This window comes from Tenacibaculum sp. Mcav3-52 (assembly GCF_022347665.1).
GTDB lineage: Bacteria > Bacteroidota > Bacteroidia > Flavobacteriales > Flavobacteriaceae > Polaribacter > Polaribacter mesophilus.
The window spans coordinates 76,050-97,084 of record NZ_JAKRGE010000005.1 but is presented as its reverse complement, the minus strand read 5'-3'; the positions used below and the strand labels follow the sequence as shown (position 1 = coordinate 97,084).

Genomic DNA, 21,035 nt, shown 5'->3' with positions numbered 1-21,035 from the left:
TAGTTTACTTTCTGAAAAATGTTGCTGAAACTGTTTCAGTATTACCCACATTATCAGAGACTACAAGTTTAAAAATATGTTTGCTACCAACCAACTTTTTATCATTAAAATCGTATGTAAGTATTCTTTTTTTATGGTTATACTCCATTAAAATCCATTCACCATCAATAGTAGCGCGGTAATTTTTTATTCCCGTTTCTTTATCCCCAATTTTAACTTTCAGTGTTTTATTTTTAGAAATCCACTGATTGTTACTAAAATTGTATAGCTTAATAGTTGGTTTTCCTATGTCAAAACGTAAAGCATAACTACCTAAGAGTTTAGTGGTAGTATATACTTTGTCAATTTTTTTTCTTGTAGATGTGTATCTTGGATATTTAGGATTTGTAACATTAGCGATATATACATGTTGTTTTTGATCTTCTGTTAAAAAAGAAGTCTCAAAAGTTAGTGTATAACGTTTGTCTAAAGGAATTGTAGGGTTGTGAATTTTTGCAGTACCATTTTCAACTTTAAAATCAATGAAACAATCTTTATAAAAAGTGTTTTTAGGAAAAGCAACTGTTACATTTTTTTGATGAAATTTATTAAAGTTAGTTGCTATAATTTTATAGTTAGTAGTATCTTTTTCCTTAAATACTAAATTGCTTGCAGTTCCTCTAACTGGTATCCTTACTTTAGAAGTGTTATGTTTGAAGTCTTTGGCTATAATCTCAATATTGTAATTAGCTCCGTTTTCAATATATATTTTTCCGTTGTTTATTAAATCTTCATATAAGCTAAGTCTATTTGCGTCTACCTTGTGTGTTCTTTGTACTCTATCTCTATATTTTTTATAATGCTTATAGTCAATTAATAAGTTAATATATTTACTCTCTGCGAAAGAAAAGGTTTCAACATCATGATAATACACACGTTTACCATTTACTTTCATTTCTAAACTATAAATTCCATTTTTATTTAAAGCACCATTTAACCTGTCAAACACGCTAATACCAAAACCAATAGTGCCACTGGCAGTAATTTTTTCGGCAACATAATTACCTTCACCATTATTTTTAAATGAAATAACAGATTTTAATGCCGAATTATTAATTCTAGCATCATCACTTAATGGATAGGCTACTAATTTTTGAACAGTAGGAGTTTTATCGTCTTCAGCTGTTAAACCAAAATGCATTGGGTTAATAATATATTCTGTTTTAGTATCTCGAATTTCATAATGTAAGTGCGGACCTCCAGAACTACCAGTATCACCAGTATAACCAATAAGTTGCCCTTTTTTTACAGGGAATTTATCTGATTTAAGAAAAAGGTTTCCTGTACTATATTTTTCTTTTTTGTACTGAATACTTTTTACATACTGTTGAATGCTTGGTTCAAAACGTTTTAAATGTGCATATACAGTTGTATAACCGTTAGGGTGCGTTATATATAAAGCCTTTCCAAAACCATATTGCTGCACTTTTATACGAGAAACATATCCATTAGCAGGAGCGTAAATAGGAATACCTTCTTTACCTTGAGTTTTAATATCTATTCCAGAATGAAAGTGGTTACTTCGTAATTCTCCAAAAGTACCAGACAATACAATAGGAATTTTTAAAGGGTTTGAAAAATAGTTTCGCGGATACTTATTTTGAGCTTGTCCGCTAATAAAAAAGATAAATAGAATAAGAGAAAAATAAAATTTCAAAATGCAACAGTTTTAAAGCAAAACTAATAAAATTCTATTAAAGCTGTTAAAGATTTAAAATCAGTAATTTAGTAAAAAACACTAAAAGAGTTGCTAATTATAAGTTATATTAATAACTTTGTAAATATAGTTTTATTCTCTAAAATAAATGAGTAACCCTTTAAAAGCAGTTCATTTACTGGAAGATAGATTGAAGGACTTACTTTCGAACTACGAGTTTTTGAAAGAAGAAAATAGAGTTTTACTTCAAAATAACGGAGAGTTACAAGTTTTATTACAGGAAAAAGAGAGGCAATTAGAAGAACAGCAAAAACAATTTAATTTGCTGAAAGTTGCAAAAACTATTGAGGGCAGTAACGAAAGTACAAGAGAAACAAAACTCAAAATAAATACTTTAATTCGAGAGATTGATAAGTGCATCACCCTTTTGAATACATAATATAAGTTTTTTTGCATGGCAAAAATAAAAGTTAATGTGGTAATTGCTGGGAGAACATATCCATTAAGTGTAAATAGTACAGATGAAGAAGAAGGATTACGAAAAGCAGCAAAAAGTATTAACGAATTAATAGCCAAGTTTGAACAAAATTATGCGGTAGCAGATAAGCAAGATGTTTTAGCAATGAGTGCTTTACAGTTTGCATCAAAAGCAGAAATAGTATCGTTAAAAAATACTAAAGAAAAAGCCGAAGTATTGCAAAAGATAAATGAATTGACTAACTTGCTAGAAGATCATTTATTATAACGTTCTTTAAAATATATTATTTAATATACTGCCTACATTAGTACATTGTTTGTTAAACTCAACGTTATTCAATTATAAAGGATGAGTCGTGATTAGTAAAGCAAGCCGATTTTACCTCGGATCCTTGATCAATCAGTTAATCCTAAACTTGTTATTTTGGAGTTTTTAAAACCCTATTAATGTGGGCTTTTTTTATACAATCAAATCAAAATTATGGAGGGAATATTATTTCCTGTTTTAGCAGGAATTATAGGTGTAGCAGTAGGTTTTTTTATTGCTAAAATGTTAGAAAAATCTAATGCAAATAAATTAATACAAGAAACAAAAAAAGAGGCTAATAGCATTCTTAAAGAAGCTAAAGTAGAGGCTGAAGTAATAAAAAAAGATAAAATATTACAAGCCAAAGAGAAGTTTATAGAATTAAAATCAGAGCATGAAAAAGTAATTTTATCTAGAGAAAAGAAAGTTTCTGATGTAGAAAAAAGAATTAGAGATAAAGAGAGTCAAGTATCATCAGAACTAGATAAGAACAGAAAACTTAATAAACAATTAGAAAAAAAAGAAGCTGATTTTGATTATAAATTAGAGTTCTTAGAAAAAAAAGAATCTGAGCTAGAAAAAATGCACAAGCGTCATGTAGACATGCTTGAGCAAATTTCAGGTTTATCTGCAGATGAAGCTAAGACAGAATTAGTTGCATCATTAAAAGATGAGGCAAAATCTGATGCAATGTCTTTCATACAAGATACCATTGAAGAAGCTAAAATGACAGCGCAACAAGAAGCTCGTAAGGTGGTTTTAAACACTATACAAAGAGTAGGAGTAGAGCAAGCTGTAGAAAATTGTGTGTCGGTATTTAATTTAGAATCAGATGACGTTAAAGGTAGAATTATTGGTAGAGAAGGACGTAATATTCGAGCTTTAGAATCTGCAACTGGAGTTGAGATTATTGTAGATGATACGCCAGAGGCAATTATTTTATCGTGTTTCGATCCTGTTCGTCGTGAAATTGCTCGTTTATCAATGCATAAATTAGTTACAGACGGAAGAATTCACCCAGCAAGAATTGAAGAGATCGTAAAGAAAACCGAAAAACAAATCACTCAGGAGATTATTGAAGTTGGTAAACGTACTGTTATTGATTTAGGAATTCATGGTTTACACCCCGAATTGATTAAAACTGTAGGACGTATGAAGTATCGTTCTTCTTATGGTCAAAATTTATTACAACACTCACGTGAAGTAGCAAATCTTTGTGGTATTATGGCAGCTGAAATGGGATTAAATGCTAAAGCAGCTAAACGTGCAGGTTTATTACACGATATAGGTAAAGTACCTGAAACAGAAAGCGAATTACCACACGCATTATTAGGGATGCAATGGGCTGAAAAGTACGGAGAGAAGCCAGATGTATGTAATGCAATTGGAGCTCACCACGATGAAATTGAGATGAAGAGTTTAATAGCTCCTATTGTTCAAGTTTGTGATGCAATTTCAGGAGCAAGACCTGGTGCACGTCGTCAAGTATTAGATTCTTATATTCAACGTTTAAAAGATTTAGAAGATATTGCTTTTGGATTTAACGGAGTTCAAAAAGCTTATGCAATTCAAGCGGGGCGTGAATTAAGAGTTATGGTAGAAAGTGCTAAAGTTAACGATACTAAAGCTGCTGAATTATCATTTAATATTTCTCAAAAAATTCAGAATGATATGACGTATCCAGGACAGGTTAAAGTTACTGTAATTAGAGAAACAAGAGCAGTAAATGTAGCGAAGTAATTATTAAATTATAAAATATAAAAATCCCTCATCAATTTTGATGAGGGATTTTTGTTTAATCATGGTTTCTTCTTGATTTACCTCTTTGTTCAGGCTTTCCTTTTCTATATTTATTGTTGTCGTTTTTGTAAATTTTATGTTTACGTCTTTTTATAACTTTACTACGCTTGCCAATTTTTGCATTAGGTAATGCTCTGTAGTAATAAAAGTTTTTATCTTCTCTAAACTGACGATAGTTTCTTCTAAAGTCTTTTCTGTAAAAATATACATCGTCATAATCAAAAATATCTCCTATGTTTATGTCGATATTTACATCAACTCCATCATCGTAATAATAATGATCATTTCCATAATAGTGATGTCCTCCTGATTTTACATGTCCTCTAAACCTTGGGTTTCCCCATCTATCATATTGAATATGTAGATTTCCAACCTTAAATAAGTTTCCGAATTTGTATCTCATAAATACACTACCAATTCTTTTTACATTTCCCCTGGCATCGTAATTTATATATACGTTTCCAACACTTCTAACACGTCCTCTTCTATCTCGTTTTATACGTACACCATAGTCAGAATATCTATCGTAGTGAGTGTTAAAATCGAAATCTCCATTTAAAAACACATGAAATTGGATTCCTCTTTCTACAAAGGTAACCGCTTCATTATAACGGTATGTAACCCCAATTTTGCTAGTTGATTTTTCAATGTTGTCGGCATTTACAGTTGTTAATGACATCATTGCTAATAATAAAAGTATCCCTGTTCTCATAATTGCTAATTTTAGGGTTATGCTTACTCTATATGCTTTTCGGCTTCCGCAGTTGTTATGTAATTTTCCAAAGAACGTGCCAAAAAATATTTTAAAGCTTTTTAAAAGTAATAATATAAAGTGATTTTTTACTTTAAACTACTGATACTTAGTGTCTTTTTTAGGATTTAAAAAATAATTTATTTCTCCCCGTAAAAAGTTCTATATTTATACGACTTACTTGAAAACTTATACTTACGAATGATAGCAGCTATTGATAAAAATTTACAAAGAGGGATTAAATTATTAGAAGCAATTAGTGATGAACAATATAGTGATACATCTATTCCGCCTTATTATTCGAGCATAGGGGCCAATATGAGACATATTTTAGACGTTTTTACCTGCATTTTTAATGGGCTAAATAAAAACTGTGTTGATTTTTCTGATAGAGAACGTAATCATTTAGCAGAGCAAAAAACAGCTTCAGGAATAGCATATTTTAATGAAGTTATAGAGCAATTATATTGTTTGAAGACAGAAGATTTTGATAAAATTATTTCTGTTACTGACGATTTAGGAACAGGGAAAGTAACAGCAAATTATACTTTAAGCAGTGCTTTAATCCAGGCACATAGTCATGCAATACATCACTTTGCCAGTATAGGTTTTATTATAAATCAATTAGGAATAGAGTTACCTGATGCAGATTTTGGGTATAATCCTACAACACCTAAGAAAATATTAATAAAGTAGTAATTAATAATTTATCGGTTAATATACACCCAACCTTTTTTCATAACGTTTAGCTTATCGGGTGAGTTACCTAGCTCTAAATAATAAAAATACGTAGCAGTAGGAAGTTTGCTTTCTTTGTTTAGTGTAGCTCTACCGTTAGAGGTTCCATCCCAATTATTCTTGTAATTTAAAGTTTCATAAACTAGGTTTCCCCAACGATTATAAATTGTTAATTTATTATGTGTATAGTTATTAACTTCATCAAAGACCAAGAAGTCATTAAGACTATCTCCATTTGGAGATATTAGAATGTTATTGTTATTACTTATTTCACTATTTAACAAAGAACCAATAGTTATTACTTCGTAATTATTAGGTGTAAATGCCGCCGATGTAATTGTTCCTTCAGACAAGTCTCCGGTAACTTGCATTACATTTAAGTTTACCCATTGATTTTCTGCTTTGCTCCAGCCAACAACTATTAATTGAGAAATTTGATTAGCTATTGATGTAATATCACTACGGTTATTCCATGTTAATGTAATTTGAGTTTCATTATTTCCATCTAAATCCCAAAACTCAATATTACTTACGTTTTCGATAACAGCTTGTTTTTGATCTGTTAAAAAAACTGAAGTAAATGTTGAAGGGAAATTTGGGTTTTCGTAAAAATAAGCTCCTTTGAACACATAATATTTATCATGGTTTGGTAAACTCATAGGACGCAACATACTTCCATCTCCAATTGGGAATGTAAAATTTGTAGTATTTTTATTTCCTTGTTCTACTAAGGCATAACCATTAATATGTCTAGAGTTATCTTCCCCGGCATAAAAATCATAGTCTAAAAATTGAAGAGAAATAGAGTTGTCGAGTCTAGGTGTGACAATTTGCCCGTTTATAAAGTCTAATTGATTACGAATTTTTAAAGAGTTGTAAAGTTCTATATTTTGTAAAGCATCAACTTCTACATTAAAAAAACTAACACTATTAGTACCGGAAATCGTTCTTACTTCATTATCAGCATAGAAACCAGCAAAACCTGTGTAATTATTTAATGTACCATTATTTACTACATTAGTATGAAAACCTATTTTGGCGTCGTTATGTAATTGCACATTTCCAACATTGTAAAATGCATTTTGAGCAAGTAATGAACTAGAAAATAATATGAAAAATAGATTTTTCATTTAAACTATTTATATGCTGTGTATAATACAACAAGGTTTTCGGAGCTAGCATTATTAGTTCTATTTACATTAATAGTAAAACCATTTGTATTAAAAGAGGTCATGGAAGCTGTAATTTTACCGAGATCATTACCATTTTGATCACTATATCTTAAACCTATACAGTTTGAAGAAGATGCAAACCTTGAAATATCATTTATAGAATTACCACTACCTCCAATATAAATAACTTGTTGTGTTATTGTTCCAGAGTCATTTCTAGCAAAACCGTTCATTGTACCAAAAGAATTAGCAATGCTTCTGTTGTTATCACCTATATTATTGTCTAGATCTAAGTTAAAAGATTCAACATTTGCGTGAGCTACAAAAGTTATTTGAGAAGGTTGAAAAGGTAGTGTATTTATAGTAACATTTCCGTTTGTATTAATTATAAAAGCACCAGTATATACAGTTGGTCCTAAATATACACCACCATTGGCTCCAGTAGAAATTTGATTATTACTTTCAGAGGCAATCAATTTTTTCTTTTCAACAACACCGTTTGTATTGGTTGTTAGTATATCATTATTTGTAGTAACAGTAGATATATCTCTAATACGTACTTTACCATTAACATCTAAACGTTCAGAAGGGATAGTGGTATTTATACCAACATTTTGATTAGATTGAAGAATTCTAACTGCTTCAGTATTGTTTGTTCTTAAAGATAAATCTTGAGCATCAGTAGTTCCAATAAAATTATTTGTAGGATTTGTGGCTGAGTTACCAGTAACTTTCCAATTATTATTAATATTATTTAGAATATTACTAATACTTACCCATCTAGTTCCATCACTCTGTACCTTTAATGTAGTATTATTGTTTATCGTAGATGTATCTGTGTTTGATTCGTTTCTGTAAGTAGAAGAATTAATGTTTCCACCAGATACATTTTTAATTATGTAGATTCTTCCTTTACAGGTATTTGCTGTAGGAAAGTTAATTGTAACGTTAGCTGTAACAACTACTGTATGATGGTCTTCATTAAGTGTAGTGTTAGAGTTAATTTGTTCAATAGATTTAGAGACAGATCCCTCAATTTGTAAAGTCGAATTAGCTATTAATTTAGGGTTTGTAACACCTCCGTTTGAAGGTGCATTTATATTGTCTGTTACAGAATATTGATTCTGATTAATATTAATACCAAAACGTGTTTTAGCATTCTCAGTAGCATTAGATCCTTGAACTCTAAAAAACTCTTTATAGAACTCTCCATTTCTATAGTCAAACCTTTTGAAAACAATAGGTTCGTTTCCATCATCGGCAATAACAAACTCTAAACGACCGTCATTAGTAGGACCAGCGGAACCTATTTCAAAAAAATCAGTACCTCCAGAACTACCTTTTAACCTAAAACTTCCATTAGAAGTTGTATAAAACATAGGTTTGTAAAAGCTAGCACCGTCAGCTCTAAATTGTAATGCAGATACACCATCAGAACCATTTAAATATACTAACGATTGGTTTGGGTTGTTATAATCAGTTCTAGTTGGTTCGTTTAAGCCTAATGTTTGTCTTCTACCAAACTCTAGCATAGAAACGTTATTAGAACGGATTTGCATTTTAACATCATCAATCGTTCCTAAAAAATTTGTATTCGTAGTTCCAGTATTACCTGTAATTAGCCAGTTATTCAAAGCAGGATTATCTATCCAATCTACACCGGTACCTGTAGAGGTTAATATTTGACCAGAAGTTCCAGCAGAATTATTAATATCTAATAAGCTACTGTTAAATTCAGTAGGACTTTGTAAAATAATATTACTTGGGGCTGTTAACTGCATTGTTGAAGAAGCAGATAGCTGCATAGGGCCTCCTGTAGTACTTATTTGGGTACTGCTAATACCATTTATTTGTATAGTGTTACTAAATAGTTGCAGATAGTTTAAGTTTTGTAAAGTTAAACCAAAGCTATTAGTACCGTTTAAAGTACGGTTTGAAGTTAAATCACCGTTGGCAGTATAGATATTTTGAGAAGCAATAGTAGAGCTAATTAACTTCCAACCGTCTACAGTGTCATATATTTTTATTTGACTATTGGTTGTATCGAACCAAACATCATTTTCAACAGGGTTGGTTGGTGCGGTTGTAGAAGTAGTAACGTTATTATTGTTTACTTTTTGAATAGTCCCTTTATTATCAACAACTCTAACTTCTTGAGCATTGGTACTAAAGTTTACTAGTACCAATGCAAAAGTTAGTATAAATGTTCTTATATGTTTAATGTTTTTAGGCATTAAATTATTTAATATATTGAATTTCTACTATGTCACCTGAATACATTGGTAACTCAGTAGCATCATAATTAATAGTTACAGTATCAGCAGTAACAGAAAAATCAGTACCAAAACGTAATTTTACACCGTTTCTGTAAACAAATAATTTAGCTGCAGTGGTAGCCGCTGTTAAAGTAGGTAAACCAGTTACTGTAATGTCAACATCAGCAGAAGCATCAGCTCCTTGTGTATGCTCAACTCTAATACCCTCTACTTTTAATAAGTCTGTAGCTAATATCTTTTCAACATTTCCAGTTTGCTCATTTCTAACTAACACAGTCCATTCATTTGCATTAGTAGCATCAGAAGCTGCTGTAGTCGCTGATGCAGCAGTACCAGTTGTTTGTGCAATATTTTCAATTTTGTAGTTTACACCATCTATTGTGAATTCGTTTGTGCCTAAACCAATAGAAGTATTTGTCTCTAAGCTACCCCCTAATTGCCATGTCGTAACAACACCACCTGAAGGTGTAGTGTTAGTAAAAGAGGTTAAACCGTTAACAGCTTGTAAATACTTAATAGTACCTTTGTTGTCTACAACTTTTACTGCTGTACCTGTAGAGTTTAAGGTAGCATTTGCTTGTTTATTTATATCTCCTGTTGTAGTTTGCGCACTAACAGTACCAACTGCTAAGAAACCAACGGCAAGTAGTGCTATTTTAAATTTGTTTGTAATTGTTTTCATGAATTGATAATTAAATTGTTTTTAAGATTTTTAATTAAGGATTGTTATTAATAAAGTTGAACTATTCGTATTTCATCACCTGCATAACATGTAGCATCAGGTTCTATGGTAATTGTTGTGGCATTATCAACCGTAAAGTCTATTCTAACTCCGTTTCTGTATACATTAATTTTATCAGTTGTATATAATGTAAGCCCCGTAAAAGTTACTTGACCATCTGTAGCTGTAATTTCTGTAACCTCTTCTTTCAGTAAGTTAGAGGCAGTAGTTCTTTTTAAAACGCCAGTAGTTCTATCTACTGTAACGATATCATCAGTAGTAGTGCTTCCATTTTCTAAACCACTAATAGCTAATGTATTTGTAGTACTAGTTTCAATAGTGGTAGGTTGAATTAATACGCCACCTAATTGAATAGTATTACTAGCATTTATTAAAAGTCCGTTATTTGCAGATGGTGTTGTGTTAGATGTTACCCAAGTTGTACCATCATAAGCATAAATTATACCAGTGGTTGTATCTACATAAACATCTCCAGAACTTGGATTCGGGGCAGTACTATTATTAGGTGTTCCATTTCCTCTTCTAGGGTTGTTGTCTATAGAAATCCAATTTGTTCCATCCCAAATACTGGTGGTATTATTTTGAGAGTCGTTAATCCAAAAATCACCTATTTCATTATCAATAGGAGGTGTGGAAGAAGTAGTTACGTCAATACTTTCTCTAGTTCCTGAAGAACATAAACTTCTCCATGAGCTACCATCGTACATGAAAACACAATTCTGGTCAATGTTGAAAACTAAAGCACCTCGCAAAGGTTGAATTGCATTCATTTGAGTGCTGGTCATTCTACTTATAACTAAAACTTTGTCAGAACTCTCTAGTTCTAGGATAGAGCTTAAATGAATTGAAGAGGGATTATCTCCAACTTTTACTTGAGAAAAGGTTGGGATAATAGCACAAACAAGAATCAAAGAAAAAAGTAATCTTCTTTCCATTCAGTTAAATAATTAATTGTTCTTAAGACTCGGGGGGATTCTTAAAAAATACATGGACATGTATTCGCTTACAAAGGTAAGAAAGATTTTTTATTTAGAAAGACGTTTAATTTTTTTTGTATATTTTTTTAGTAAAAAAATTTCATAAAGAAAACTTATCGAATTTTTATATGGAGTGTTGAAATTTTTATGGTTCGTAATAGCGATATTAAAAAGAGATTTCCAATGTACCCTTATAGCTTTTAAGGCTTTTAGATAGGTATAATTTTGTGAATCGTAAATATGAGTAGGTTCTGCTATAATTCCGTTGATTTCTAGTATTTTAAAATTGACACCCTTTTCTAGCTCCTCAAAAGTATTGTACTTTAAATCAATTCGTCCATAATACCAACCGGGAATTGATTTACTTAGTTTATCAAAAGTGTCAGTTAGTTTATCATTTATCAAATGATTACCATTAATAAACTGAGTTCCCTTAGAATGATTACCTATAGCAGTAAGTTTAATAACCTCATTTTTAACAGGTATTTCTGTAAGTTTATCTTGATGAATTTTAAAAAATAAATCTATGTATAATTTAGCTCTCTTATCAGCTAAAATTAATTCTTTTAAAGTAGAGGTTCCGTCTCCTGTAACAGATAAAAAATGTTTTAGGGTTAATGAAGAAATTTTTCCAGAATCATCCTTTGGGTTTCTATGATAAAATATCCCACACTCATTTTTATAGTCTAAAAACTCTTGAATAATAATGTCAATGGAATATTTTTCAAGATAGTTTTTTAGTGTTTCTTTTGTAGTTATTTTTTCAACTAATAAACCTCTAAAGCCAACATCGGGTTTTGCTATTAAAGGAAAATTAATTTTTTGTTCTTTGATATTTTTACAAACAGTTTTAAAATCAGTTTTTGGTTTAATTAAAACTGTTTTAGGTCTATGTTGTTCAGGAACTAATAAAATTGTTTCGTACTTGCTTTCAGTTCCATTTCCAGAGCTTTTTATACATGGATTAGCTGCACTAAAAAAAGCTAAATGTTTGGCTTTGAAGGCTAGATAAAAAGCGTAAGGAAGATTAGGAAGATAAAACATAGCGGATGGCCAATGCTCCCAGTCTGTTATTTTTTTTATTGAACTATTTTTAATCAAAAGTTATTTGCTAAAAAGGTGGTCTAATATAGTTTTAAAAGTTTTAAAGCCATAATATACGGTAAATAGTATTAGCAACACACCAACTGCGAGCAGACCATATGCAATAAAAACTTTTGGAGCATCTTTAAAAGCACGTAAGGCTTTAAAAGCAATACTTAATACTAGTGGAGAAATAATTAACAACCCTAAAAAAACTAAGAGCTTTTTTATACCAGCTTCAAAAGTAGTAGGCTTATTCATTTGTATAGTTTTTTATTGCTTCACGAACATTTCCATATTTTTTTAATAGCTCGCTAGCAGTTTCTTGGTCGATATTTAATTCAGAAGCTAACATTTTTTCTCCTCTATCTACTAATTTGTTGTTAGACAATTGCATATTAACCATTTTATTTCCCTTAACTCTTCCTAATTGAATCATGCTAGCTGTAGAAAGCATATTCAATACTAATTTTTGTGCTGTTCCAGCTTTCATTCTAGAGCTTCCAGTTACAAACTCAGGGCCTACAACAACTTCAATAGGAAATTGAGCAGTTAATGCTAAGGGACTTCCTTGGTTGCACGTTATACAGCCTGTAATAATACCGTTATTATTACACTCTTCTAAAGCAGAGGTAACGTAAGGTGTAGTGCCAGACGCAGCAATACCTACTACAATATCTTTTGGAGATATTTGATACTCTTGTAAATCTTTCCATCCTTGATTCGTTGAATCTTCAGCAAATTCAACAGCTTTTCTAATAGCATAATCACCACCTGCGATTAATCCAACAACTAACTCGTGAGGAACACCAAAAGTAGGAGGACACTCACTAGCATCTACAATTCCCAGTCTACCACTGGTACCAGCACCAATGTAAAACAATCGACCACCTTCTTTTAGTTTTAAGACAATTTGTTTCGTTAGTTCTTCTATTTGCGGTAGCGCTTTTTCTACAGCGAAAGGAACTGATTTGTCTTCTTTATTGATGTTAAACAGTAATTCAGATACACTCATTTTTTCCAAATTATTATAGTTGGAATCTTGTTCGGTTGTTTTTGTAAACTTCATGCTTCAAATTTACTAATTAAAAGTTTTAAGAAATTAGATTGTTGTGATTATAATTTTATGGTGTCATAATTATAAGTCAAAACAAAGTAATGGGGTTGAATAATAATTCGGCGGACATTATTGTTTAATAATTTGTTTGGTTTACTTTTTTAATAGAAAAAGCAGGTGATTTATCACCTGCTTTTGAATTTTATATAACTAATTAATTATATGTTTTGTAAAATATTATTAAGAGTTTTACTTGGCTGCATTACTGCATTAGCTAAATCATCATTTGGTTCATAATATCCACCAATGTTTACAGCTTTACCTTGTACAGAATTTAATTCTTCTACAATTGTCGCTTCATTAGTAGCCATTTTTTCTGCTATAGGAGCAAATTGAGATTTTAAATCAGCATCTTTGTCTTGAGAAGCTAAAGCTTGTGCCCAGTACATAGCTAAATAAAAATGAGAACCTCTGTTGTCTAGCTCACCAGTTTTTCTTGAAGGTCCTTTTTTATTATCTAACAATTTGCTTGTCGCATCATCTAAGGTTTCTGCTAATATTTTAGCCTTGGTATTATCGTTAGTTTCCCCTAAGTGTTCTAAAGAAACTGCTAATGCTAAAAATTCTCCTAAAGAATCCCAACGTAAGTGATTTTCTTCTACTAATTGTTCAACATGTTTTGGAGCAGATCCACCAGCACCAGTTTCAAATAATCCACCACCGTTCATTAATGGAACGATAGATAACATTTTAGCTGAAGTTCCTAATTCTAAAATAGGGAATAAGTCAGTTAAATAATCACGTAAAACGTTTCCTGTAACAGAAATAGTATCTTTTCCTTCTTTAACTCTTTCTAAAGTATATTTGGTAGCCTCTATTGGAGATAAGATTTTAATTTCTAAACCTGTAGTATCGTGGTCTTGTAAATATTTTTCTACTTTTTTGATGATTTCTGCATCGTGTGCTCTTTCTTTTCCTAACCAGAAAACAGCAGGAGTTTGTGTAGCTCTTGCACGAGTAACAGCTAACTTTACCCAATCTTGAATAGGGGCATCTTTAGTTTGACACATTCTCCAAATATCACCCGTTTCAACAGTGTGTCCTAATAATACAGTTCCATTAGCATCGATAACTTCAACTTTTCCGTCAGTAGTGATTTCAAAAGTTTTATCATGAGAACCATATTCTTCAGCTTTTTGAGCCATTAAGCCTACATTAGGAACTGTACCCATAGTAGTTGGATCAAAAGCTCCATTTTTAATACAGAAATCGATAGTTTCTTGGTATAAACCAGCATAAGAACTATCAGGAATCACAGCTTTAGTATCTTGTTGTTTTCCTTCTTTATTCCACATTTGTCCAGAAGTACGAATCATAGCTGGCATAGAAGCATCAATAATTACATCAGAAGGAACGTGTAAGTTAGTAATTCCTTTGTCAGAATTAACCATTGCTACATCAGGGTTACTAGCATAAATAGCTTCAATATCTGCTAAAATCTCTGCTTTTTTATCAGCTGGTAATTCTTCTAGGTTACTCAACAAGTTACCAAATCCGTTGTTTACATCAACCCCAATTTTTTTAAATGTATCACCGTGTTTAGCAAATAAATCTTTAAAGAAAACACGAACAGCATGACCAAATATAATAGGGTCTGAAACCTTCATCATGGTTGCTTTCATGTGTAAAGAGAATAAAACTCCTTTATCATTAGCGTCTTTAATCTGTTCTTCTAAGAAAGTTAACAATGCTTTTTTACTCATAACAGAAGCATCAATTACTTCTTCAGCTAGTAATGATACCTTTTCTTTTAAAACAGTTTTGTTTCCATTAGCATCAGTATGTACAATTTGTACATCTGTAGCATTTGGTACTGTAACTGATTTTTCACTGTGTGCAAAATCTCCTTCAGTCATTGTTGAAACATGAGTTTTAGAGTCTGTACTCCAAGCTCCCATTGAATGAGGATTCTTTTTTGCGTAATTTTTTACAGCTTTTGGAGCTCTACGGTCAGAGTTACCTTCACGTAAAACAGGGTTTACTGCAGAACCTTTTACTTTGTTATAACGTGCTAAAATAGCTTTTTCTTCATCGGTAGTAGCTTCTTCAGGGTAATCAGGTAAAGAGTATCCTAAAGCTTGTAGTTCCTTAATTGCGGCTTTTAATTGAGGTACAGAAGCAGAGATGTTAGGAAGTTTAATAATATTAGCTTCTGGCTTTTTTGCTAAATCTCCTAAAAAAGCTAAAGCATCTTCTACTTGTTGTTCTTTAGGTAAAAAATCTGAAAAGTTAGCAAGAATACGACCAGCAAGAGAAATATCTTTGGTTTCTACTTCTATGTTAGATGATTTTGTAAAAGCTTTTACGATTGGTAAAAACGAACGAGTAGCTAATGCTGGAGCTTCATCCGTTTTTGTGTACATAATTTTAGCAGTCTTATTCATATGTATAAGTAATAAATTAAATTATATTTTGAAGTGACGCAAATTTAAGAATTACGGCTGAGTTTTTTGATGGTAAATTATTATTAATTAGTGTGTTTTGTTGTGAATATGATAATTTAAAGAGGTGAAATAGAGAATTTGTTATTAAAAATAAAAGCCATATCAAACAATTTCTTGTAATTGATATGGCTTTCTTGAAATAGTAAGAGGTACTGATTTATATTACTACATTATCAAATAAACGGTGTTTATGCTTTTTCCTTAGATAAAGCTACGTTACTACCTCAAAAGAAACTTTACCTTATAAATTATGTCACCTATAAAATAAAAGTTTCGATGTTTTTAAACAGGTTAGTCCAGCTAAATTTAAACCAATAATACTTATAAACTTATAACTAGAAAACTATAAATTATTAATAACTTACAATTAATCAAAAATTATGATGATCGTATTTAGCTTTAATTACGTTTAAAAACAAAATATATAAAGAACGTTACTTTAATGGTTTACTTTTAGTGATTAATACAGTTAACTATAATTCTGACGTCACTTACTTTGTAAACTCTTTTCCAAATATAAGAAATAAATAACTCTTTTTTAGTGTTTTAGGTGTTTTGTTATCAACAAGTTGAATGTGGTGTTTTATTAACAAATGTGAATAAAAAAACACCATGATTTTCATGGTGTTTTTAATTTCTTTTGAGAAGAAGTTTTTAGTGTCTTCTTTCTTTAATTCTTGCTTTCTTACCAGTAAGACCTCTAAAGTAGTAAATACGAGCTCTACGTACTTTACCTCTTTTGTTTACTTCGATCTTTTGGATAGAAGGTAAGTTGATAGGGAAAATACGCTCAACACCTACAGTACCAGACATTTTTCTAATAGTAAATGTTTCAGAAGCTCCGCTTCCTCTCTTTTGGATAACAACTCCTCTAAAAAACTGAGTACGAGTTTTGTTTCCTTCCTTAATTTCGTAGTATACTGTAATAGTATCTCCAGCTGCGAATTCTGGTAATTCGTTTTTTGTTACAAATTCGTCTTGAACAAATTTTACTAAATCCATTTTCTTGTTATTTATGGTTGTATAAAAGCAACATTCACGATTTTCGTCAGAGGTTGATTTTGTGGCTGCAAATTTAGAACTTTTCTTTTGATAAAAAAAATAAATAAATCACTGATTATTAGTTAATCTAATAAATCTGGACGTATTTCTTTTGTTCTTTTGTAAGCTTGTTCTGAGCGCCATTCTTCAATTTTAGGGAAATTACCTGATAGTAACACCTCAGGAACCTTCATTCCTTCATATTCTGAAGGTCTAGTATATACAGGAGGTGATAGTAAGTTGTCCTGAAAACTATCGGTTAAAGCAGAAGTTTCATCACCCAAAACTCCAGGAATTAAACGAATGACAGCATCGCATAAAACAGCTGCAGCCAATTCTCCTCCAGTTAATACATAGTCACCAATTGAAATTTCTTTGGTTACATATTTATCACGTACACGTTGATCTACACCTTTGTAATGTCCCGTTAAAATAATTATATTTTCTTTTAAAGAAAGGGTATTTGCTGTAGCTTGATTTAGTGTTTTAGCATCTGGAGTCATGTATATGATTTCATCATAGGTTCTTTCAGATTGTAGCTTTTCAATACATTTAGCTATAGGTTCAATCATTAAAACCATTCCAGCACCTCCACCAAATTGGTAGTCGTCAATTTGACGATAATTACCAAAACCATATTCTCGTAGGTTATGAAAATGAACTTCAGCGAGTCCTTTGTCAATAGCCCTTTTCATCATTGAGTTTTCAAATGGGCTCTTTATTAAGTCGGGTTCAACCGTAATAATATCTATTCGCATGCGGCAAAGATAGATGTTTTAAAGATATTTATTATGGGAATATTTTTTTGAATTTCTTTGGAAGTTCTTTTGTAATGTTGATTGTTTCTTTAGTAAAAGGGTGCGTGAATTCGAGTGTTGAAGCATGAAGAAAAAGCCCTTTTCCTTTTAATACTTTATTTTCTATAAAGTATTCTTTATCACCTAAAATCGGATTGCCAATAGCGAAAAGATGCTTGCGTAGTTGATGTTTTCTTCCTGTTTTAGGATGTAATTTAACCAAGTTCAAGAAATCAAATTTAGGTGACTCAGCAGTTTCAATAACTTCAAACGAAGTAGAAGCTTTTTTATCATCAATAGGAAAGTTAATTTCACCTTTCCTCTCTATTTTACCAATACAGATTGCGTGATATGTTTTCTGAATCTCCTTTTTTTCGAATAGTTGGTTTAAAACAATAATACTTTCGGTTGTTTTTCCAATAAGTAACAATCCACTTGTAGGATAATCTAATCGGTGCACAGGTCGAGGGCGAGTAGCATTTGGTGAATCGCTTTTTTGTAAATTTTGTATTAGAGCATTATCAATTGTGGCAAAAGAATTTCCACTAACCAACATTCCTGCTGGTTTATAAATAATAGCTAAGTAATCATCTTCAAAAAGAACTTCTAAAGGGAAATCAAAATGTTTTCTTTGAGTTTTTTCTTCTAATTGAAATAACTCAATAGTATCACCTTTACTAATATACAAAGCTGTTGTAGCTATTTTACCATTGACCTTTACTAATCCTTTTTTAATAGCTTTTTTTAGGCTAGATTTAGTAGGGACGGTTTTAAAAATTCCGACAGCATATTCTTGTAGTCGAATCGGGGTTGCTATGCTTTCTACATTATGAGTTTCAGAAATTATCAAAACAAAGTACTTATTTTATTCAAAACTAAGCAAATAATTTTTGTTATCAATTAAGGTACGTCCATACCTTTTTTTCAAACATTAGTAGAAAAGAATTAAATACAAGAAAAAGAGTAAACTAAATTTAAGTCATATTGGAAAAACAAGGAAGAGTGAAAGGTGTAACTAGTTTACATTTAGTTGTTTGGAAGTAAGTAAAGAGGAGGTGAATACTCCTTTTAATATAATTGTAAAATAAATAAGTTATGTATAAGTCAGATAGTTGTATACTAAGAAATCCAATGCCTAGTGGAGCTATCGAACCTAATGAGAATTCTGTAAATGGAATGTTAGAGTTTGATGGGTATTATTGGTGGACTAATTATCCATTTGGAATATCTTATTCTGGATATTGGTTCAATAATCAACAATGGGATCCGCGTTGCGCGACTGTAGACAGTGATGGATTACATTTAAAAATGAAAGAAACACAACTGCCTAACGGTCCTAAACAATGGTCTTCAGTGGAGTTAGTGTTGTGGGGAAAGGTAGCTAACAATCCTAATACGACAGGAAACCCACCACAACGTATGTATCCTGGTTATGGAAAATACTTGGTGGCAGCAGAAACACCAGTAGGAAATTTTAACGATATAGCTAATAATTGTTGTTTTGGAGTGTTTACATATCAATTCGAAAAAGATTCATCAATAACTAATTGTCATAGAGAATTGGATATGTTGGAATGTAGTAGGTGGAATAAGCCTAGTGATTCAACAAATGCACAATTTACATTGCAGCCCTGGGAACCTGCTGGAAATGTACATAGAATTACATTGAAGGATAAAGGTAAAATAACTATTGTAATGGATTGGAAAAATGAAAATACTCCAGTAATTTATTCAATTTATTATGGCACATACGATTTAAATAACTTACCTGCTAAGCCTGATATAAGTTGGACAACAGCAGCGAGTCAAAATCAGTATATTCCTAATGAAGGATGTCAAACAGTGCATTTAAATTTATGGAGACAACCACAAAATTATACTCCTTCTGAGGAGCAAGAAGTTGTGATTAAGAAGTTTCAGTATAAAAGAAATAATTAAAATCCTACAGCGGTGTCGTCTCCTCTAGGGTCTGCACCGCCTTCTAGTTTTCCGTTAGGGAGTACTAAAATAGCATCTACCTTACCAATTACAGGAGAGTTGGTTTCGTCTAGTTTGTATCCTAATTGTTGTAAGTCTTTTTTTACTTGTTCGTCAAAACCTTTGGGCTCCATTTTAATTACATCTGGTAACCATTGATGGTGAAAACGTGGTTGATTCACGGCTTCTTGCATTCCCATGTTAAATTCATGTACATTTAAAATGGTTTGTAATACAGAAGTAATAATGGTTGAGCCACCAGGGGTTCCTACAATCATATACAAGTTTCCATTTTTTTCTATAATAGTAGGAGTCATAGAGCTTAACATGCGTTTTTCGGGTTCAATTTTATTCGCTTCAGCTCCAACTAAACCAAACATATTCGGCACACCAGGTTTGCTTGAAAAATCATCCATTTCATTGTTTAAGAAAAAACCTAAATCTGAACAATATAGCTTAGAACCGTAAGCTCCATTAATGGTTGTTGTGGCTGAAATAGCATTTCCAAATTGATCAACAATAGAGTAGTGGGTGGTTTCATCACTTTCAACCATTGTAATATTTCCATGAGAAACATCGGTTGAAGGGGTGGCTTTTTCAAAAGAAAAATCAAGCATTCTATTTTTAGTATATTCTTTACTGATGAGTGTCTTAATAGGAATTTCTACAAAATCAGGATCTCCTAAGTAAAAACTTCTATCTGCATAAGCTCTACGTTCTGCTTCAGTAATTATCTGCATAGCTTTTGTTGAATTATGACCGTATTTATCTAAATCAAACGGTTCAATTCCGTTCATTATTTGTGCTAAACAAATTCCCCCACTAGCAGGTGGAGACATCGAAATAATTCGTAAATCGTCGTAGGTAAAAGTGATTGGAGTTCTCCATCTAGCTTCATACTTAGCCAAATCTTCTTCGGTCATAATTCCGCCATTGTTTTGCATAAAATCAACAAGGCGTTTAGCGGTTTCTCCTTTGTAAAACTCATCACGACCATTTTTTGCAATACGTTCTAAAGTTGCTGCTAAAGCAGTATATTTGATAGTGTCTCCCTTTTTCCAAGGCTTGTCAAAAAGAATAGAATCTTTATTTACTTCTAAAAAATAATGTTGATACTTTTTTATACGGTCTTCTTGTTTTTGAGTAACTACAACTCCTTTTTTAGCTAAAGCTATAATTGGTTTTAAAATCTCTTGAATAGGTAATGAGCCGAATTTTTCATGTGTAGCAAAAACACCAGCCACTGTTCCTGGAATTCCTGCAGCCATAGCTCCTAAAGTACTTTTGTTTTTAATTACATCTCCTATGCTATCTAAATACATGTCTTTATGAGCAGCAAGTGGAGCTTTTTCGCGATAGTCAAGCGCACCAATTTCTCCCGTGTTTTTTCGATAAACCATGAATCCACCACCACCAAGATTACCAGCGTAAGGATATGTTACTGCTAAAGCTAATTCTGTGGCTACCATAGCGTCGAAAGCATTTCCTCCTTTTTGTAAGATATCCGAACCAATTTGTGAAGCTTCTTTACGGGCAGAAACTACCATAGCCTTTTCAGTAATTGTACCTAGAACTTTTTCTTTTTTACAGCTATATAATACTATGAGTGTTAAAAAAAATAAGAATGCTTTTTTCATGTG

The 21,035-nt window shown here is 31.6% G+C and carries 19 protein-coding genes and 1 other RNA gene; 6 read left to right on the top strand and 14 right to left on the bottom strand.

Translation table 11 applies throughout. The features are described from left to right. Positions 1-4: 4 nt before the first annotated feature. Positions 5-1,696: a M23 family metallopeptidase gene (locus MHM83_RS13350; RefSeq protein WP_239180261.1), complete on the bottom strand. Its 1,692-nt coding sequence runs from the start codon at positions 1,694-1,696 to the stop codon at positions 5-7. Between the two features lie 148 nt (positions 1,697-1,844). On the opposite strand from MHM83_RS13350, the gene MHM83_RS13345 reads away from it, so the two are divergent. The 4 genes from MHM83_RS13345 to rny all read left to right on the top strand — a co-directional run bounded on the left by MHM83_RS13345 (position 1,845) and on the right by rny (position 4,220). Beyond that, positions 1,845-2,135, top strand: a complete 291-nt coding sequence (locus tag MHM83_RS13345) for a hypothetical protein (protein ID WP_047789618.1) — start codon at positions 1,845-1,847, stop codon at positions 2,133-2,135. A 15-nt stretch (positions 2,136-2,150) separates the two neighbouring features. Beyond that, positions 2,151-2,441, top strand: coding sequence for a cell division protein ZapA (locus MHM83_RS13340; RefSeq protein WP_047789619.1), 291 nt, complete (start codon positions 2,151-2,153; stop codon positions 2,439-2,441). A 56-nt stretch (positions 2,442-2,497) separates the two neighbouring features. Next, a non-coding RNA gene (gene ssrS, locus MHM83_RS13335) (6S RNA) lies at positions 2,498-2,606 on the top strand. 48 nt (positions 2,607-2,654) lie between these two features. Further along, entirely contained in the window at positions 2,655-4,220 is a 1,566-nt protein-coding gene (gene rny / locus MHM83_RS13330) for a ribonuclease Y (protein ID WP_239180259.1), read from the top strand. Between the two features lie 55 nt (positions 4,221-4,275). On the opposite strand, the gene MHM83_RS13325 is transcribed toward rny, so the two are convergent. Beyond that, positions 4,276-4,992 carry a hypothetical protein gene (locus MHM83_RS13325; RefSeq protein WP_073183261.1) on the bottom strand — a complete coding sequence of 239 codons (717 nt, stop codon included), beginning with the start codon at positions 4,990-4,992 and terminating at the stop codon, positions 4,276-4,278. 240 nt (positions 4,993-5,232) lie between these two features. Between MHM83_RS13325 and MHM83_RS13320 the strand changes: the two genes are divergently transcribed. Next, positions 5,233-5,727, top strand: a complete 495-nt coding sequence (locus tag MHM83_RS13320; RefSeq protein WP_047789621.1) for a DinB family protein — start codon at positions 5,233-5,235, stop codon at positions 5,725-5,727. Positions 5,728-5,738: 11 nt separating this feature from the next. Here the strand turns inward: MHM83_RS13320 and MHM83_RS13315 are convergent, their stop codons facing one another. The 11 genes from MHM83_RS13315 to MHM83_RS13265 all read right to left on the bottom strand — a co-directional run bounded on the left by MHM83_RS13315 (position 5,739) and on the right by MHM83_RS13265 (position 18,268). Continuing rightward, complete coding sequence (locus MHM83_RS13315) at positions 5,739-6,899, bottom strand: gliding motility-associated C-terminal domain-containing protein (protein ID WP_239180257.1); 1,161 nt, start codon at positions 6,897-6,899, stop codon at positions 5,739-5,741. Between the two features lie 5 nt (positions 6,900-6,904). Then, positions 6,905-9,175, bottom strand: a complete 2,271-nt coding sequence (locus MHM83_RS13310; protein ID WP_239180255.1) for a hypothetical protein — start codon at positions 9,173-9,175, stop codon at positions 6,905-6,907. A gap of 4 nt (positions 9,176-9,179) precedes the next feature. Beyond that, positions 9,180-9,899, bottom strand: coding sequence for a hypothetical protein (locus MHM83_RS13305; RefSeq protein ID WP_239180253.1), 720 nt, complete (start codon positions 9,897-9,899; stop codon positions 9,180-9,182). A gap of 47 nt (positions 9,900-9,946) precedes the next feature. Continuing rightward, positions 9,947-10,894, bottom strand: coding sequence for a hypothetical protein (locus MHM83_RS13300; RefSeq protein WP_239180251.1), 948 nt, complete (start codon positions 10,892-10,894; stop codon positions 9,947-9,949). 90 nt (positions 10,895-10,984) lie between these two features. Next, on the bottom strand, positions 10,985-12,037 hold the full coding sequence (locus MHM83_RS13295) for a D-alanine--D-alanine ligase (protein ID WP_239180249.1): 1,053 nt from the start codon (positions 12,035-12,037) through the stop codon (positions 10,985-10,987). A gap of 3 nt (positions 12,038-12,040) precedes the next feature. After that, complete coding sequence (locus tag MHM83_RS13290; protein WP_047789626.1) at positions 12,041-12,280, bottom strand: DUF6095 family protein; 240 nt, start codon at positions 12,278-12,280, stop codon at positions 12,041-12,043. After that, a complete protein-coding gene (gene murQ / locus MHM83_RS13285) occupies positions 12,273-13,088 on the bottom strand; it encodes an N-acetylmuramic acid 6-phosphate etherase (RefSeq protein ID WP_239180247.1) in 816 nt (271 codons plus the stop codon). The genes MHM83_RS13290 and murQ overlap by 8 nt, the downstream gene beginning before the upstream one ends. Positions 13,089-13,294: 206 nt before the next feature. Continuing rightward, positions 13,295-15,520 (bottom strand): NADP-dependent isocitrate dehydrogenase, encoded by a 2,226-nt coding sequence (locus tag MHM83_RS13280; protein WP_239180245.1) that lies wholly within the window; start codon positions 15,518-15,520, stop codon positions 13,295-13,297. A gap of 714 nt (positions 15,521-16,234) precedes the next feature. Next, a complete protein-coding gene (gene rplS / locus MHM83_RS13275) occupies positions 16,235-16,582 on the bottom strand; it encodes a 50S ribosomal protein L19 (RefSeq protein WP_047789705.1) in 348 nt (115 codons plus the stop codon). A 122-nt stretch (positions 16,583-16,704) separates the two neighbouring features. Then, a complete protein-coding gene (trmD, locus tag MHM83_RS13270) occupies positions 16,705-17,379 on the bottom strand; it encodes a tRNA (guanosine(37)-N1)-methyltransferase TrmD (RefSeq protein WP_073183128.1) in 675 nt (224 codons plus the stop codon). Between the two features lie 31 nt (positions 17,380-17,410). Continuing rightward, positions 17,411-18,268: an RluA family pseudouridine synthase gene (locus MHM83_RS13265; protein ID WP_239180243.1), complete on the bottom strand. Its 858-nt coding sequence runs from the start codon at positions 18,266-18,268 to the stop codon at positions 17,411-17,413. 245 nt (positions 18,269-18,513) lie between these two features. Between MHM83_RS13265 and MHM83_RS13260 the strand changes: the two genes are divergently transcribed. Beyond that, positions 18,514-19,356: a hypothetical protein gene (locus MHM83_RS13260; RefSeq protein WP_239180241.1), complete on the top strand. Its 843-nt coding sequence runs from the start codon at positions 18,514-18,516 to the stop codon at positions 19,354-19,356. Here MHM83_RS13260 and ggt read toward each other — a convergent pair. Next, a complete protein-coding gene (gene ggt, locus MHM83_RS13255) occupies positions 19,353-21,032 on the bottom strand; it encodes a gamma-glutamyltransferase (protein WP_239180239.1) in 1,680 nt (559 codons plus the stop codon). The genes MHM83_RS13260 and ggt overlap by 4 nt on opposite strands. Between the last annotated feature and the right edge of the window lie 3 nt (positions 21,033-21,035).

Excerpts from the sequence above, each read along its gene's own strand:
- MHM83_RS13345 (WP_047789618.1), top strand. The coding sequence starts at position 1,845 with ATGAGTAACCCTTTAAAAGCAGTTCATTTACTGGAAGATAGATTGAAG.
- MHM83_RS13290 (WP_047789626.1), bottom strand. The coding sequence starts at position 12,280 with ATGAATAAGCCTACTACTTTTGAAGCTGGTATAAAAAAGCTCTTAGTT.
- MHM83_RS13310 (WP_239180255.1), bottom strand. The coding sequence starts at position 9,175 with ATGCCTAAAAACATTAAACATATAAGAACATTTATACTAACTTTTGCA.
- ggt (WP_239180239.1), bottom strand. The coding sequence starts at position 21,032 with ATGAAAAAAGCATTCTTATTTTTTTTAACACTCATAGTATTATATAGC.
- MHM83_RS13325 (WP_073183261.1), bottom strand. The coding sequence starts at position 4,992 with ATGAGAACAGGGATACTTTTATTATTAGCAATGATGTCATTAACAACT.
- MHM83_RS13320 (WP_047789621.1), top strand. The coding sequence starts at position 5,233 with ATGATAGCAGCTATTGATAAAAATTTACAAAGAGGGATTAAATTATTA.
- MHM83_RS13305 (WP_239180253.1), bottom strand. The coding sequence starts at position 9,899 with ATGAAAACAATTACAAACAAATTTAAAATAGCACTACTTGCCGTTGGT.
- trmD (WP_073183128.1), bottom strand. The coding sequence starts at position 17,379 with ATGCGAATAGATATTATTACGGTTGAACCCGACTTAATAAAGAGCCCA.
- murQ (WP_239180247.1), bottom strand. The coding sequence starts at position 13,088 with ATGAAGTTTACAAAAACAACCGAACAAGATTCCAACTATAATAATTTG.
- rny (WP_239180259.1), top strand. The coding sequence starts at position 2,655 with ATGGAGGGAATATTATTTCCTGTTTTAGCAGGAATTATAGGTGTAGCA.
- MHM83_RS13315 (WP_239180257.1), bottom strand. The coding sequence starts at position 6,899 with ATGAAAAATCTATTTTTCATATTATTTTCTAGTTCATTACTTGCTCAA.
- MHM83_RS13340 (WP_047789619.1), top strand. The coding sequence starts at position 2,151 with ATGGCAAAAATAAAAGTTAATGTGGTAATTGCTGGGAGAACATATCCA.
- MHM83_RS13280 (WP_239180245.1), bottom strand. The coding sequence starts at position 15,520 with ATGAATAAGACTGCTAAAATTATGTACACAAAAACGGATGAAGCTCCA.
- MHM83_RS13260 (WP_239180241.1), top strand. The coding sequence starts at position 18,514 with ATGTATAAGTCAGATAGTTGTATACTAAGAAATCCAATGCCTAGTGGA.
- rplS (WP_047789705.1), bottom strand. The coding sequence starts at position 16,582 with ATGGATTTAGTAAAATTTGTTCAAGACGAATTTGTAACAAAAAACGAA.
- MHM83_RS13300 (WP_239180251.1), bottom strand. The coding sequence starts at position 10,894 with ATGGAAAGAAGATTACTTTTTTCTTTGATTCTTGTTTGTGCTATTATC.